Here is a 15293-nt window from a genome sequence, read left to right as displayed (position 1 = left end):
CACTCCTCACTCTCACCGGGCCCGGCGGGCCAGGTGTTCCTCCACGGCGGGCAGCAGCCAGGTGTCGACGTGCCCCAGTCGCGCACCTGCCTCCGCCTGCCGGTCGCGCAGGTAGCGCGCAGCCAGCTCCACCAGGTAGAGCACGGCGACCAGGTCGGCGTCCCCGGCCGCCTGGTCGAACGGCGCCAGCGTGCCCGCCGCGCCGGCGACGAGCGTACGCGCGGCCTCGACCGGTTCCACCCCGTCGTGGCTCATCGCGCCCTGCACCGCCAGGTGCAGCGCGTCGTACCCGGCCGGCACGTCCGCCTCGAACCGTTCCCAGTCCCAGACCAGCACCCGCCCGTCGGCGAGCACCGCGCTGTTGCCGCCGTTCCAGTCCCCGTGCCACGCGCCGAAGGCGACCACCGGGTCGGCGTCCGCGACGGACTTCAGCACCGCGCGCAGCCGCCCGGCCTCCGGCCGGGGCCCGAGCGCGTCCACCGCAGCGGTGAGTCGGGTCGCGTGCCCGCTGGCCGCCCACGGTTGCCGGCGTACGCCGAGGCAGCCGGCGACCGCCACCATGGCCGCGCGCTCGGCCGCCTGCGCGGCGGCCGGGGCGGCCCGGGGCAGCCGCACCGGCAGCGCCTCCTGCACGAGCAGCGCGTGCCCGTGCCAGTCGCCGTGGTGGCGTACCCCGGCCAGGACCACCGGGCCGAGCGGCACCTCGGCGAGGCGGCGCAGCGCATCGGCCTCCGCGTGGACGAGCGCGCGGGTCAGCGGGTCGACGCCGAGTTTCGCGTACCCGAGGGCCCGGCCGTCCGGGGCGAGCAGTTGCAGCACCGGCTTGCGGTTCGCGCGGGCCGGCCCGATGTGCAGGCTCACCAGCGCCGGCTCGCCCAGCACCTCGGCCAGGTGCGCGTCCAGTCCGCCGCCGTCGACGACCAGCCGGTCACGGAAGACCAGCGGCCCCAGACCGAGCCGGAACGCGGTGGCCAGGCCCTGCCGGACCAGCTTGGCCTTGCGGCCGACGGCCTCGGTGGAGTGCCGGACCGCGCTCGCCGCCGCCCGGCCGGAGCCGGTGGGCACGAGCAGCCGGGGGCGGGCCGCCGAGGGCACCACCACCCAGCCGGCGCCGCCGCGGCGCAGGCTGGGCTCGGCCGGCGCGGGCCAGATCAGCCCGGCCAGTTCACCGAGGTACGCGGCACGGCCGTCGCCGTCCGGGGGTACGCGGAACACCATCAGCGGTCACCGGTCGTTTCCAGTCGGGCCCGGAGCCCGGCGATCGTGCCCTGCGGTGGCGCGGGCGCGAGCGACCGGCGGATCCGGTCGTTGCGGGCCAGCAGGGCGACAGTGATCAGGGCGTAGGCGAGTGTTGCTTCCATCGCACCGTAGGTGAACTGGAAGAAGAGCATGAGGATGAGCACGAGCGTGCCGGCGATCCCGATGGCGCTGTGGTCGCGCCGGTAGCGCCAGATGCAGTAGATGAAGAAGGCGTTGTAGCAGATCGCGCCGATCCAGCCCTGCCCGACGAGCAGCGCCCAGACCTGGCCGTTGCTGCCCAGCTCCCGGTTGCCGCACTGCTTGCAGTCCTCGGACTTGCCGATGGCGATCGACCGGTTGCTGCCGATCAGCGCCCGGTTGCCGCCGTAGCCGAGGATCGGCGACTGGTTGGCCGCCCGGACCGCGCCCTGCGACAGGGTGGTGCGGATGTCGTCGCTGTGCCCGTTCTGCAGGCGTTCGTCGAAGGTGCGGCCGAGCGGGGTGGCGACGATCAGCACGCCGATCAGCCCGACCGCCAGGGCGAGCCCGCCGAGCACCACCATCCGGCCGCGCAGCGCGAGCCGCAGCGCCACGTACGCGGCGGCGATGCCGATGCCGATCCAGAGGCCGCGGTTGAGGGAGTAGACGATCGGGAAGATCGCCGCCAGCGCGATCGCCACGCCGGCGGTACGGCGCAGCGGCCTGCCCAGCACCACCCAGCCGACGATCAGCCAGACCAGCAGGATCGCGGTGTTCTGGCCCCACGAGTTCGTGTAGGTGAACGGCGCGGACGGGCGGGGCGAGCTTGCCTCCCCCTCGATCACCTGCTGCACCTGGGCGAACTTGATTTCCATGAGCGAGGTGACGTACGGGTGGCCGGCGATCGACTGCGGCAGGACGAAGCGCAGCGGCGCGACGAACTTGAGGTTCGGGAAGAGTGAGCCGATCCAGCCGCCCAGCACCACGATCACGCCCATGAACCCGAACAGCCGCACCATCCGGCGCTGGGACAGCTCCCGCTCGCGCAGGTTGTAGACGTAGAGCATGGTCACGGTCATCGCGACGTAGTTGGCGAGCCGGATGCCCCAGCCGATGTACTTGCCGCTGCCGCCGGGCGGCAGCGTGTTCGGCGCGGTGAGGTCGAGGGTGAGCACGGACAGGAACACCCAGAGCAGCAGGATCATCCAGATCCCGAAGCCGGGCGGCACCCGGATCGGCCCGCGCTTGCGCATCTGCGCCACCATCGGCACCGCGAAGATGACGAACACGAAGCTCGACACCCCGAGCACCCACCACAGCGGGTACAGCAGGAAGACTGCGATCAGCGGCCACGCCGTCGGCAGCCGCCACGACCAGCCCTCCGGCCGTACCCGCACCGGGCGGAGGCGGTTCCCGCCGGGCGGTGACACCGCGGCGAGCGGAACCGACCCGCGCGCGGTACGGGGCGGGGTGGCGGTGCTCATTTCACGGAGACCTTGGCGGTGGTCGGCGCGTAGATCACCCAGGCGTTGCCGGGCTGCGGATGCAGGAGGTCGCCGCCGGTGTCGGCGAGCGTGCAGACCAGGGGCAGGCCGGGCTTGCGCCACCGGCCCTTGGCGCTGTTCGGCCCGGACACGGCGAGTACCGCGCCCTCACCGAAGACGTTCGCCGAGGGCAACGAGCGCGGGGACGGGTTGCGTACGTCGAGCGTGCGGTACTCCATCGTCAGCACGATGACGGAGGCGGCGGTCACGGTGACCTTGCCGATCTTGCCGGCCCAGACGGACTTCGCCTGGTCGTACCGCCAGACCATCGGCGGACCGCCGGCGACGGAGACGGTGAGTTCGGTGGCGGGGGCGAGGTCGCGGGCGGCGAGCGCCTCGCCGTCGGTCGCGTGGTCGAGCGGCGGGGTGGGCGGCTGGCCCCCCTTCGGGGCAGCCTTGAGCAGCGCTGCGGTCGACGTGTAGCCGCCGGAGAACACCTTGCTGTCGTCGTCGGGAGTGACGCCGTCGAGGTCGGAGTTCTCGAACTGGGTGAGGAAGCCGGTGGGGCCGCCGTTGTAGCCGACGAACGGGCGCAGCACGGTGAGTGACCGGATGTCGACCGGCCGGATCTCGGTGACCGGGCCGATCTTCGTGGCGTCCTTGGAGTGGAACACCGCGGTCAGGTGCAGCGTGTCCGCCTCGGCGAACTCGGCGTAGACCAGGTCGGCGGCGTCGAGGCCGGCCGGTGTGGTCGCGGGGCTCACCCGCAGCGGCACCGCGACCGCCTGGCGGGTCGCCGCGGCCGGGGTGCTGACCGGAGCGCCGGTCAGCGGGCCCTTGGGCAGGGTCGGCGAGGCGCTGGCCGCGGGCGGCGAGGCGGTGACGTCGCCCGGGTCCACCACCTGGACCTTGCCCGGCTTGGGCTCGGGCTCGCTGCACCCGGTCCCGACGCCGAGGACGACGGCGGGGGCGATGGCGGCGCGGAGCATCTGCCGGCGGTTCACCCCAGGTCCTCGCCGGAGTCGAGGGCGTAGCTGCGGCCGTCGCCGTCACCCCGGGAGCGGTAGGTGCCGCCGGTGCCGTTGAGCGGCACCGGCTTGCCCGGGGCACCGGGCGGGGTGGCCTTGCCGGGCATCTGCGGCGCCGGAGCGGCCGGCTTCGCCGGGGCGGGACGGGACGACTGCATGCGCGGCAGCACCATGGTCGACTCGGCGGACGGGCCGGGGCTGGGCCGGGGCTTGGGCCGGTTGGTCGGGGCCGCCGGCGCGCTCGGCGCGCTCGACCCGCCGGACGTCGCCGGGCGGGTGGTGCCGGCGGGCGGGTCGGGCAGGCGCGGAGCCAGCACGGCGCCGATCACCGGCGCGTTCACCTGCTCGAACTGCTGGAGGGCGGCGGTGATCTCGCCGCTGCGGGTCTTGCCCGCCTCGGCCACCATGATCACCGCGTCGACGTACCGGCCCAGGGCCTGGGCCTCCACGGCGAACGTGGGTTGCGCGGTCTCGATCAGCACGTGGTCGAAGCGCGCGGACAGCTCGTGCAGGATCTCCAGCAGCCCGGCGACCGGCAGCTCGACCTCGGCGTCCAGGTCGCCCGGCACCAGCACCCGGAGCTGGCCCAGCCCCGGCACCGGCGCGAGCCCCTTGAGCGGGGGCACGTCGCGGCGCAGCACCGAGGCGAGGCTGTGCCGCCCCTCGGCGACGCCGGTGATGGCGCCCACCGCCGAGTCGGGCTTCGTGGTGATCAGCGCGACCTGCTGGCCGGTACGGGCGTACGAGGCGGCGAGGTTGGCGGCGACGAACCCGGCGGCCGTGCCGGCCGAGGCGTCACAGAGCAGCAGTTGGCGCCCGCGCCCGCCCTGTGCCGCTTCGGGCACCGCGGAGAGCAGCACGTTGCGCAGCCGGCCCAGCTCGCGGGAGACCCGGTGGGTGGCCGGCAGGACTGCGAGCGACGGCGCGCGCGACGGCAGTTCCACGAGCAGCGGCAGGCCGACCCGGTCGGAGATGTCGCGTCCACGCCGGATCCGGGTGTCGAGCCGGTCCAGCACCAGCGCCAGCACGATGCCGAGCAGCAGGCCCGCGCCCATGCCGCTGGCGAGGTTCAGCGTGCGGTTCGGCGAGCTGGGCCGCTCCGGCAGCCGGGCGTCGGAAATGATCTCGCCGGGGTCGGAGCCGGCCGAGGCCAGCGGGTTGAGCCGGTTGTACAGGCCGGTGATCTGGTTGGTGATGACCTGGCGCTCGGCGTCGGCCCGCTCCCGCTCGGGCGAGTTGGACGGCGCGGCCGAGATCCGCCCGGCGACCGCGCTCAACTGCTTCTGCAGGTCGGCGATCTGCTGCTTGAGCGCGTTGGTCTCGTTCTCCAGCGTCTTCTGAGCGGTGGCCTTGCGCAGGTCCAGGTATGCCTGGGCGAACGCGTGCGAGCCCGACTGGGCGCCCTCGGGGCTGTTCGCCTCGTACGCCACCTGGAGGATCTGGCTGTTCGGCGGGACCTTGACGGTCACCGACTTGACGAGCTGGTCGGCCCCGGTGTCGACCTTCATCAGCGCCTTGGCCCGCTCGGCCACCACGAGGGAGCGGACGACCTGTGCCTCGGTGTCCAGGTTGACCTTGGCGTTGGGGTTGTTCTCCGCGCCCGAGCCGAGCGGGCGCACCAGCAGCGAGGTGGTCGAGGTGTAGCGCGCCTCCTGGATCTGGCTCAGCGCCAGCCCTCCGCCCAGACCGAGGACCGCGGCGAGCAGCAGGATCCACCAACGGCGGCGCAGCCAGCCCAGGTAGGCCATCAGGGCAAGACCGTCGGCGTCGCTCTCGGCCAAATGGGGTGAGGGCATCAGAGTCTGTCGCTCCCTTTCGACCGAGCCGGGCAGTCCACGGCACAGCTGGACCTGACCGTGGCCTTGAGTGTCCCCGATCCGAACGACGAGGGAAAGTCTGCTCACGTTCCGGTAAGCCTGCCCGGGTGTGGGCAGCCCGCGTAGAAATGGCCGATCGGCGCTGACCATTCGGCGGGTTTCCCGGTGCCGGGCCCGACTTGCCCCCGGTAAGCCGACGTCGTCGCCGGCTCTCGTGCGGAGCGGTGACGGAATCCTGACACATCTCACTTCGTTCGGGTGTCCCGGCCCGTCGTCCGGGCGCGGCCGGGCTGACCTGCCCGATGGCCGGTCGACGCGCATCCCGTTGACGGGAATCGCTAGGTGAGCCGACCGGCGAGCCAGGATCCGTCCAATGGCCCCTTCAGTTGCCCACGGGCGCGCCAGTAGGTTGTCAGGACGCGTCCGAGGAGCATTCACAAAATCCGGACGCGTCATCCGCGTACGGGAGGACGTTTGTGGTGAGCGGGTCAACCGAGGACTCGGGGCAGGTACTGCTGGTGGGGTCCAGTGGCGGGCACCTGGCCCAGCTCCTGGCCCTGGAACCGTGGTACCGGGACCGGCGCCGCGCATGGGTAACCTTCGACACCCCGGACGCGCGCTCGCTGCTCGCCGGCGAGGACGTGGTCTGGGCGCACCACCCCACAACACGCAACGTCAAGAACCTGGTACGCAACGCGTTCCTCGCGCTGAAGGTCATCCGCCGGCGCCAGGTCGACGCGGTCGTCACCACCGGCGCCGGGGTCGCCCTGCCGTTCGTGGTGGCTGCCCGCATGCGCAAGATCCCGACGGTCTACATCGAGGTGTACGACCGGATCGACAGCGCGACGCTCACCGCCCGGCTCTGCCGGCCCTTCCTCTCCGCGATGCTCGTGCAGTGGGAGGAGCAGCGCCGGATGTACCCGGAGGCGACTGTCGTGGGGAACCTCCTCTGATGGCGCACATTCCGCAGCAGAGGGACCGGCGGTCGAGGCCGTTCGTGCTGGTCGTGGTCGGCACCGACGTGCACCGCTTCGACCGGCTGGTCGGCTGGCTGGAACGCTGGCACGCCGCCCGGCCCGAGGTCCGGCTGGTCCTCCAGTACGGGCACAGCCGCACCCCGGCCCTGCCCGAGGCCACCCCGTTCCTCGGCCACGAGGAACTCCAGCGGGCGATGGCGGAGTCCACGCTCGTGGTCAGCCACGGCGGCCCGGCCACCATCACCGAGGCCCGGCGCACCGGCCACCTGCCGATCGTGGTGCCCCGCGACCCGGCGCACGACGAGCACGTCGACAACCACCAGCAGTTGTTCTCCCGCCGCCTGGGCGCGGCCGGCATGGTGCGGCTGTGCGAGTCCGAGGCCGAGCTGGTCGCCGCGCTGGACGAGGGCCTGGCCGACCCGGAGCGGTTCGTGCTGGCCGCCGACCCGGGCCGCCCCGACCCGCGTGCCGAGGCGGTCGCCCGGGTCGGCGCGGTGATCGACGGCCTGGTGGCCAGCCGGGTACGGCAGCGGACCGTCGGGCGGCGCGGATGAGCGGCCCGGACCCGGCACCGCCGCGGGTCCTCTTCGTCGGCGGCCTCGGCCGCAGCGGCTCCACGCTGCTGGAGCTGCTGCTTGCGCAGAGTGGCGACGTGTGCGCCGTCGGTGAGGTCGTGCACCTGTGGGAGCGGGCGCTCGGGGCCGACGAGCGGTGCGGCTGCGGTGAGCGGTTCACCGCCTGCCCGTTCTGGCGGCAGGTCGGCGACCTGGCGTTCGGCGGCTGGGACGCCGTCGACCGGGACGACGTGCTGGCGCTCAAGGACCGGGTCGACCGGACCCGGCACATCCCCCGGCTCGCCAAGGAGGCGCTCCCGCCGGAGCAGCTCGCCGACGTGCGCCGCTACGCCGACCTGTACACCCGGATCTACCGGGCCGCGCTCGCGGTGACCGGCGCCCGGGTGGTGGTCGACTCCAGCAAGCACGCATCGCTCGCGTTCGCGTTGCGCTGGGCCGAAGGGCTCGACCTGCGGGTGCTGCACCTGGTCCGGGACAGCCGGGCGGTGGCGTACTCGTGGGGCAAGCAGGTGCGCCGTCCCGAGGTGGTCGACGGCGAGGACTTCATGCCGACCTTCTCGCCGTTCGAGGTGAGCAAGCTGTGGACCGCGCAGAACGCGGCGTTCCACCTGCTCGCCTCCCGGGCGAAGGTGCTGCGGCTGCGGTACGAGGACTTCACCGCCGACCCGGCCGGCACCGTACGCCGGGTGCGGGACTTCGCCGGCCTGCCGGACGACCCGGCCGCGCTGCGGATCCTCTCGGCGGAAGCGGCCGACGTGGCGAGCGAGCCGGCCGCGCCGTTCCGCGCGCACAGCGTCGCCGGCAACCCGTTGCGGTTCAGCGGCGGGCCGTTGACAGTGCGCCGCGACGAGGCATGGCGGGACCGCCTGCCGCGACGCAGTCGTGCCGTGGTCAGCCTGGCCACGCTTCCCCTGCGGGTCCGCTACGGCTATCTGGGCCAGCGGGGATCCGACGAGTCCGTGGAGAGAGCATGAGTGGGCCGACCATCTCGGTCGTCGTACCGACGCGAGACCGTCCGGAGCTGCTGCGTGCGGCGCTCGACGCGATCCTCAGCCAGGCGCATCCGGGCCTGATCGAGGCGATAGTGGTGTACGACCAGTCCGAGCCGGACCGGTCGCTGGAGACCGACCGGGGTGACCGCCGGGTCCGGGTGATCACGAACACCCGTACCGCCGGGCTGGCCGGCGCGCGCAACACCGGCATCGAGGCGGCCGTCGGCGACTGGGTGGCGTTCTGCGACGACGACGACGAGTGGCTGCCCGGCAAGCTCGCCGCCCAGTTCGGGGCGCTCGACGCGCACCCGGACGGCGCGCTGGTGAGCTGCGGCATCCGGGTCAGCTACGACGACCGTACGGTGGACCGCTCGCTGGACCGGGCGCGGATCTCGCTGGAGGCGCTGCTGCGCGACCGGCTCACCGAGCTGCACCCGTCCACGTTCCTGATCCGCCGGGCCGCGCTGCTCGACGCGATCGGCCTGGTCGACGAGCAGATCCCGGGCAGCTACGCGGAGGACTACGAGTTCCTGCTGCGCGCCGCCCGGTACGCCCCGCTGGTGAACGTGGAGAGCCCGTACGTGCTGGTCCGCTGGCACAAGCGGTCCTACTTCGCGCAGCGCTGGGAGACCATCTCGACCGCGTTGCAGTGGCTGCTGCGCCGCTACCCGGAGTTCGCCACCGTGCCGCACGGCGAGGCGCGGGTGGCCGGGCAGATCGCGTTCGCGCAGGCTGCCATGGGCAACCGGCGGGACGCGGTCCGCTGGGCGCGGCGCACGCTGGCCCGCAACCCGAAGGAGCCGCGCGCCTACCTGGCGCTGGCGGTGGCGAGCCGGGCGGTGCAGGCCGACCGGGTGCTGCGCACGCTGCACAAGCGCGGCCGGGGCATCTGACGCGTACGCGAAACGGGCGGGCGACCGAGGTCGCCCGCCCGTCGTCGTTCCGCTGCGATCAGGCCGTGCAGAAGGACTTCCACGCCTGGATGCTCGGCTGGTCGAGCAGCCGGAAGTCGCCCTGGCTGACGGTCTGGTTGTAGTACGCCACGAACTCCGGCCGCTGGCCGTTGAGGAAGTTCGTCATCGACCGGATCCAGGCCGCCCGGCCGGCGCCCGGGTCACCCGGCACCAGGTCACTGCCGGTCTCCGCGACGCCCCACGGCTTGCCCAGCGCCTTCGACTTGCTGATCATCGGGCCGTAGATCTCCTGCGGCGAGGCGTACCGCTTCCACTTCTTGCCCCAGTTGTAGCAGTCCCAGCCGAGCGCCTCGATCACGTCGCCGCCCGGGTAGAACGCGTCGAAGCTGCGCCCGGACTTCTGGTCGAGCGTCCAGCACATCAGGATCAGCGTGTTGATCAGCTTGGGGTTGTTCGCCCGGCCGGCCAGGCCGGCCACCCGCTTCCACGCGGTCCGGTACGCCTCGGTGGTGAAGGCGCCGCGCTCGACGTCGTCCTCCGGCTCGTGGAAGTACGACCAGTAGACGTTGTGCTCGCGCGGGATCGAGGCGAACCAGGAGGTCAGGCGGGAGTCGAACTTGCCGGTGTTGATCTCCTGCGGCGCCGCCTTGAAGGACACCACAACGGTCCGGTCCACCACGTCCGCCCGGCTGCCTGACCAGGCCGGCGGCAGGCCGGGGAAGAAGATCCGGGCCATCCGCAGCTTGCCGAACGTCCGGTCGGAGCGGGCCAGCGCCTGACCGAAGGTCTCCCCGTTCTGCACGCCGATCGAGGCGCCGGGCAGCGTCAGTCGCGTACCGGCGAAGCCCGGGCCGGCGCTCTCGGAGGCCGACGGGCGTGCCGAGGGCTTGCCGCCGAGGCCCTGGTCGGCGCTCGGCGAGGCGCCGGATGTCCCGGGCGCGCCCGGTCCCATCGACGAGGCCGGGCCGAGCGCTCCGGGCGCCTCACCGGCCTGCGGGTTCGCGGAGTCGGGCCGCAGCGCGGCCACCGCGACCCCGCCGCCGGCCACTGCCAGCGCCAGCGCCGCCGCGACCGCCACGCGCCAGCGTCGCCGGGCGCCGCCGGGCGACGGAGGCGTCCCCGGGGCGAACGGCGGAGCGGGTGGCCGGCCGGGCCCACCGGAGGCCGGCCCGTGCGGGGCGTCCACCGGGGGCGGTCCGGTCAGGGTGGCGGTCGCCGCCGCGCCCGCACCCCATCCCGCCTCGCCCGCCGGGCCACCCGCAGCCGCGCCGGGCCCGGGCCGGCCGGGCTCGTCGTGCGGCGCCCAGTCGGCGTGACCGTCCCCCGCCGGTCCGGCCTGCGGCGCCCAGTCGGCGCCACCGTGGACCGTCGGCTCGTCCTGCGCCCAGGCGGCGTCCTGGTGGCCGGTGTGGGGCACCTCGTGCTCCGGCCAGGGCAGGTCACCGCCGGTCGGGGCCGGTGGTGGCGGAGACGAGGTGGCCTCGGTCTCCGGCCAGGGCAGCGACGGTCCGCGTGCCTGGCGTGGAATGTCCTGACCCGGCCACAGGCCGGTCGGCTGCCCGAAGGCGTTGTGCGGCTCTCGATCGGCCGGCATGACCCTCCCTGGCTGTCGGCGGCCCGTGTCCGGGCTCAGATCGCCACGCATACCTGCCCGACGATAACCCTCATTCACCTGGCCGTATGTACCGTGACACTCAACCGAACGCCTGACCATGGGTGTCGGTGACGGTCGAAGCGGGCATCTCGACCCCGGTCCGGGCGATCGCGTCGAGCAACTGGTCGGCCAGTTCCGGCCGGCAGACGAGCAGATCGGGCAGGCGCGGGTCGGCGCGGTTGTAGCGCAGCGGCGAACCGTCGATCCGGGACGCGTGCATGCCCGCGCCGAGCGCCACGGCGACCGGGGCGGCACTGTCCCATTCGTACTGGCCGCCCGCGTGGACGTACGCGTCGACCTCGCCGGTCACCACCGCGCAGACCTTCACACCGGCCGAGCCCATCGGTACGGCGGTCGCGCCGAGCATCTCGACCAGCTCGCCCACGAACGCGGGCGGACGGCTGCGGCTCACCGCGATCCGGATCGGCCCGTCGGACGGCTTCGGTGGCGGGCAGGTGGTGCCGAGCACGAGCGGCGTACCGTCCACGGTGGTCCGCGCCGGCATGCCGACCGCCCCGGCGACCAGGGCGCCGTCGGGCGCGGCGGAACGCTGCCAGAGCGCCACGTGCACCGCCCAGTCGTCCCGGCCCTCCTCGGAGAACTCGCGGGTGCCGTCCAGCGGGTCGATGATCCAGACCCGGTCCGCCTCGTGCCGGGGCGCGCGCTCGCCGTCCGCCCACGCGCGGCGGGCGTCGGCCTCCTCCTCGGAGAGCACCGCGTCGGCCGGCCGCAGCCGGGCCAGCGCCGCCGTCATCAGCTCGTGCGACGCGCGGTCCCCGGCGTCCTTGAGCGCCTTCGGGTCGGCGAAGCCCTGCCGGTCCCGCAGCGCGGTGAGCGCCACGCCGGCCTCGGCCGCCAGCCACTGCGCGAACCGCTGGTCGTCGAGCCGTCCCGCCTCGTCCTCGGTCACGAGCCCCATCCCCTGTCTCTCCGGGTCTGCCGCGACCCGTCATCCTTCGGCGTCCGGTGGGACCGGCGCCAGCGTCCGTCGGATCGTAGACAGTCGCGAGCGGTTCCCGGATCCCCCGTCGGCCCAGGTCGCCGCCACCGGCCGCCCGCATGTTGAACTTCGCGTGTATCGCGGTCGGACCCGCCGGGCCAGGCCCTAGGCTCTGCGCATGACCGCCGAGCAGCTGATCTCGTTCGCCCGTGGCGCGCCTTCGCTGGACATCGTCGATGTCGAAGGGCTCAAGGCCGCCGCTGTCCGCGCCTTCGACGCCGACCCCGCCGGGGTCACCGCGTACGGCACCTCCGTCGGCTACCCGCCCCTGCGGAAGTGGATCGCCGAGAAGCACGGGGTCGAGGCCGATCAGGTGCTGATCACCAACGGCTCGCTGCAGGCCGACGCGTTTCTCTTCGACCACCTGGTCCGCCGGGGTGACGCGGTGGTGGTCGAGCGCCCGACGTACGACCGCACGCTGCTGAACCTCCAGCAGATGGGCGGCGAGGTGCACGGCGTGACGATCCAGCCGGACGGCCTGGACACCGCCGAGCTGCGCAAGCTGCTGGAGTCCGGGGTACGGCCGCGCCTGGCGCACGTGATCCCCAACTACCAGAACCCGGCCGGCGTGACCCTCTCCCTGGAGAAGCGCCGTGAGCTGCTCGACCTGGCCGCCGAGTACGGGTTCACGATCTTCGAGGACGACCCGTACGCGGACATCCGGTTCCGGGGCGAGCCGTTGCCGTCGATGCTGTCGATGGACACCCGGGGCGTGGTGGTACACGCGTCCAGCTTCACCAAGACGGTCTGCCCGGGCGTGCGCGTCGGCTATCTGGTCGGCCCGGCCGAGCTGATCGCGACGATCGCGAAGCGCGCCACCAACCTCTACATCTCGCCCGGCATGGTGGCCCAGGCGATCGTGCACCAGTTCTGCGTCTCCGGCGCCATCGAGCAGTCGATCCGGACGGTCCGTACGGCGCTCGGCGAGCGGTCGGCGGTGCTGGCCGAGTCGCTGCGCCGGCACATCCCGGAGGCCCGGTTCGTGGAGCCGGACGGCGGCTACTTCCTCTGGATCGAGCTGCCGGAGGACGTGGAGGTGGACCGGCTCGCGCCGGCTGCCGCCGAGCGCGGCGTGGCGGTGGTGAAGGGCAGCGACTTCATGGTCGACGGCGGCCGGCACGCGCTGCGGCTGGCGTACTCGGCTGTCACCGCGGACCGGATCGACGAGGGCGTCCGGCGGCTCGCGGAGGCGATGGCCGCCGTTCGCGGCTGATTTCTGTCGGGTTTCTGACAAATAGGCCCCGCTGGCCGGTTCGGCACTCCCGCTGGACCGGCCGGCAGCCCACAATGCTGCGAGTGTCGTTCACCTTTGCCCGGTGACCGGCCCGTACGCGGGCCACTCCGGCCGGGCCGACGGCACGCCCAGCATCACTCCCGCCCCCCAAGGGTGCCGGGTGGGCCGTGTCGCCCCTCACCCCCCTGACGCGGCCCGGCCCGCCCGGCGCCGGCGCGTGACATCCGTCGCACCGCCCGTCCCGCTCCCGCGCTGCGCCTCCCGCCGGTCGGCGTAACCTGCAAGCCGCAGCTCCAGGGAGAGGAGGCGAGAGATGACGGACCGGGTGGCACGCGACCGAACCGCCGGACCCGACGGCGGCCGGGCACTGCGACCCCGGGCCTGGGCGGCCCCGGTACGCGCGATGTCCCGCATCCTCAACGCCGACGGCTCCCCCCGTACCGCCCAGCCGGCCGGCCCGGAGCGAAGCGGGATCGTCGACTGCGGGCTTTACGTCGACGGCGAGCGCCGCCCCGGCCGTGCCCAGTACGCCGAGGCACTGGCCGCCGCCCGACAGGAGCGGGACGGCTTCGTCTGGCTCGGCCTGCACGAGCCGGACCTGGCCGAGATGACCGAGATCGCCGCCACCTTCGGTCTGCACGAGCTGGCCGTGGAGGACGCGGTCAAGGCCCAGCAGCGCCCGAAGCTGGAGCACTTCGGCGAGATCGTCTTCCTGGTGCTGCGGACCGCCCGCTACTGCGAACACGCGGAGCTGACCGAGAACTCCGAGGTGGTGGAGACCGGCCAGGTGATGCTCTTCATCGGGCCGCACTTCGTGATCAGCGTGCGGCACGGTGACGCCTGCCGGCTGGCGCCGGTCCGCGCCGACCTGGAGGCGAAGCGGGAACTGCTGCGGCACGGCCCGTGGGCCGTCGCGTACGCGATCACCGACCGCGTGGTCGACCTCTACCTGGAGGTCGCCGACCGGCTGGAGGACGACCTCGACGTGCTGGAGGCGGACGTCTTCGACCGGCAGAGCAGCGGCCGGATCCAGCGGATCTACCAGATGAAGCGGGAGCTGGTCGAGTTCAAGCGGGCGGTGGTGCCGCTGCAGCGGCCGCTGATGACGCTCACCTCCGAGGTCAACCGGTGGGTGCCGCAGGAGGTCCGGCGTTACTTCCGCGACGTGCAGGACCACCTCAGCCGCACCGTCGAGCAGGTGAACTCCTACGACGACCTGCTCAACTCGATCCTCCAGGCTCGGCTGGCCCAGGTCACCGTCGACCAGAACAACGACATGCGCAAGATCGCCGCCTGGGCCGCGATCGGTGCGGTGTGGACGGCGATCGCCGGCATCTACGGCATGAACTTCGACAACATGCCCGAGCTGAGGTGGACGTACGGCTATCCGGGGGTGTGGGCGCTGATGCTCGCCGCGTCCTTCACGCTCTACCGCCTGTTCCGCCGCAACGGCTGGCTGTAAGCCTTCGCGCCGCGCCGAACCGGACGCCTCACACGCGGAGGCGCCGGCCACGCGGGGTGTCCCGCGTGCCGGCGCCGATCCGACGGTACGGGGTCAGCGACGACCGGCGGCCTTCGCGGCGTTCTTGCCGGCCTGCACGGCCTTGGTGATGTCGTCGGCCGGGCGACCCGAGACGTCCCGGGCGCCCTCGGCGACGGAGGGGACCTGGTCGTTCGGGTGGATCACCGGCTGGCTACCGGAGGTGGCGGTCGACGCGCTGCTGCCCTTCGCCACCGCCGAGGAGCCGGCGCCGGTCGGGCCGGCCTGCGTCACCTTCGCGCTCGCGTCCGGGGTCTCCACCACGATCGTGTCCACGTCCTCCCGCATCGGCTCCAGCTTGTCGCGACCGGTCGCGCCGAGCGTGCCGGTCGCGCCGAGCGTGCCGGTCGGGTCGTACTCGGCCCACTCCTGCTGCTCGCGGCGCCGCCGCATGGCCATCGCCCCGGCCAGGCCGGCGACGGTCCCGGCCACCAGCAGGCCCGCGGTCATGCCCCGCGACCTGCGCTGCTTCTTCTTTCCGGCCTTCATGCTCTTCGCCTTCTTCGTCATCGCGGACTGCTTCGCGGCCATCGCCTTGCGGCCGCCCGACGCCTTACCGGCGGCCTCGACCCGGGCGTTGCGCACGGCCAGCAGCACCGGCGCGAGCGCCGCGGCGGTCGACGCGAACCCGCTGGACGCCCGGTCCCGGACAATGACCGCGGTCGGCGCGACGGCACCCCGGGCTGCCTGGACCCGCGGGCCGACAGTGGCGCCGGCACCCTTCGCCGCGTGCGTCGCGGCTTGCCTCAGGTGACCGATGCCCTGGTTCAGCTCCACCTTGGCGAGCTGGCCCTGGGTCTTTCGCCGCCCGATTCCAAACACGGTCCCACCTCCTGGGAGTTGTTCCTTCGTCATCCTCC

At 73.4% G+C, this 15293-nt stretch carries 13 protein-coding genes; 6 read left to right on the top strand and 7 right to left on the bottom strand.

The window, feature by feature from the left end; genetic code table 11:
- Nucleotides 1-12 precede the first annotated feature (12 nt).
- The 4 genes from FHU28_RS02185 to FHU28_RS02170 are packed head-to-tail and all read right to left on the bottom strand — an operon-like array spanning nt 13 to nt 5526.
- On the bottom strand, nt 13-1218 hold the full coding sequence (locus tag FHU28_RS02185; protein WP_184680357.1) for a hypothetical protein: 1206 nt from the start codon (nt 1216-1218) through the stop codon (nt 13-15).
- Entirely contained in the window at nt 1218-2702 is a 1485-nt protein-coding gene (locus FHU28_RS02180) for an O-antigen ligase family protein (RefSeq protein WP_184680355.1), read from the bottom strand. Before FHU28_RS02180 ends, FHU28_RS02185 begins: the two co-directional genes overlap by 1 nt.
- Entirely contained in the window at nt 2699-3706 is a 1008-nt protein-coding gene (locus FHU28_RS02175; protein WP_184680353.1) for a DUF3048 domain-containing protein, read from the bottom strand. The genes FHU28_RS02180 and FHU28_RS02175 overlap by 4 nt, the downstream gene beginning before the upstream one ends.
- Entirely contained in the window at nt 3703-5526 is a 1824-nt protein-coding gene (locus FHU28_RS02170; RefSeq protein ID WP_184680351.1) for a Wzz/FepE/Etk N-terminal domain-containing protein, read from the bottom strand. The genes FHU28_RS02175 and FHU28_RS02170 overlap by 4 nt, the downstream gene beginning before the upstream one ends.
- A 497-nt stretch (nt 5527-6023) precedes the next feature.
- Here FHU28_RS02170 and FHU28_RS02165 point away from each other — a divergent pair, with 497 nt between their 5' ends.
- From FHU28_RS02165 to FHU28_RS02150, 4 genes are read left to right on the top strand one after another with little or no spacing between them, the layout of a single operon-like run.
- Nucleotides 6024-6500: a glycosyltransferase family protein gene (locus FHU28_RS02165; RefSeq protein ID WP_030499390.1), complete on the top strand. Its 477-nt coding sequence runs from the start codon at nt 6024-6026 to the stop codon at nt 6498-6500.
- Nucleotides 6500-7078, top strand: a complete 579-nt coding sequence (locus FHU28_RS02160) for a glycosyltransferase (protein ID WP_184680349.1) — start codon at nt 6500-6502, stop codon at nt 7076-7078. The genes FHU28_RS02165 and FHU28_RS02160 overlap by 1 nt, the downstream gene beginning before the upstream one ends.
- Nucleotides 7075-8073 carry a sulfotransferase family protein gene (locus tag FHU28_RS02155; RefSeq protein ID WP_184680347.1) on the top strand — a complete coding sequence of 333 codons (999 nt, stop codon included), beginning with the start codon at nt 7075-7077 and terminating at the stop codon, nt 8071-8073. Before FHU28_RS02160 ends, FHU28_RS02155 begins: the two co-directional genes overlap by 4 nt.
- Nucleotides 8070-8984: a glycosyltransferase family 2 protein gene (locus tag FHU28_RS02150; protein ID WP_184680345.1), complete on the top strand. Its 915-nt coding sequence runs from the start codon at nt 8070-8072 to the stop codon at nt 8982-8984. The genes FHU28_RS02155 and FHU28_RS02150 overlap by 4 nt, the downstream gene beginning before the upstream one ends.
- Nucleotides 8985-9042: 58 nt before the next feature.
- Here the strand turns inward: FHU28_RS02150 and FHU28_RS02145 are convergent, their stop codons facing one another.
- Entirely contained in the window at nt 9043-10599 is a 1557-nt protein-coding gene (locus FHU28_RS02145; protein ID WP_184680343.1) for a glycoside hydrolase family 26 protein, read from the bottom strand.
- A gap of 100 nt (nt 10600-10699) precedes the next feature.
- Nucleotides 10700-11578, bottom strand: a complete 879-nt coding sequence (locus FHU28_RS02140) for a 3'(2'),5'-bisphosphate nucleotidase CysQ (RefSeq protein WP_184680341.1) — start codon at nt 11576-11578, stop codon at nt 10700-10702.
- A 199-nt stretch (nt 11579-11777) separates the two neighbouring features.
- Between FHU28_RS02140 and FHU28_RS02135 the strand changes: the two genes are divergently transcribed.
- Nucleotides 11778-12872 (top strand): aminotransferase-like domain-containing protein, encoded by a 1095-nt coding sequence (locus FHU28_RS02135; RefSeq protein ID WP_184680338.1) that lies wholly within the window; start codon nt 11778-11780, stop codon nt 12870-12872.
- Nucleotides 12873-13206: 334 nt separating this feature from the next.
- Entirely contained in the window at nt 13207-14355 is a 1149-nt protein-coding gene (gene corA / locus FHU28_RS02130) for a magnesium/cobalt transporter CorA (protein ID WP_184680337.1), read from the top strand.
- A gap of 93 nt (nt 14356-14448) precedes the next feature.
- Here the strand turns inward: corA and FHU28_RS02125 are convergent, their stop codons facing one another.
- On the bottom strand, nt 14449-15288 hold the full coding sequence (locus tag FHU28_RS02125; RefSeq protein WP_184680335.1) for a hypothetical protein: 840 nt from the start codon (nt 15286-15288) through the stop codon (nt 14449-14451).
- Nucleotides 15289-15293: the final 5 nt, after the last annotated feature.

The sequence above is a fragment of the Micromonospora echinospora genome (assembly GCF_014203425.1).
In the GTDB taxonomy this organism is placed as follows: Bacteria; Actinomycetota; Actinomycetes; order Mycobacteriales; family Micromonosporaceae; genus Micromonospora; species Micromonospora echinospora_A.
Note: the sequence above shows the minus strand (reverse complement) of the source record. Positions and strands in the feature narration are given on the sequence as shown.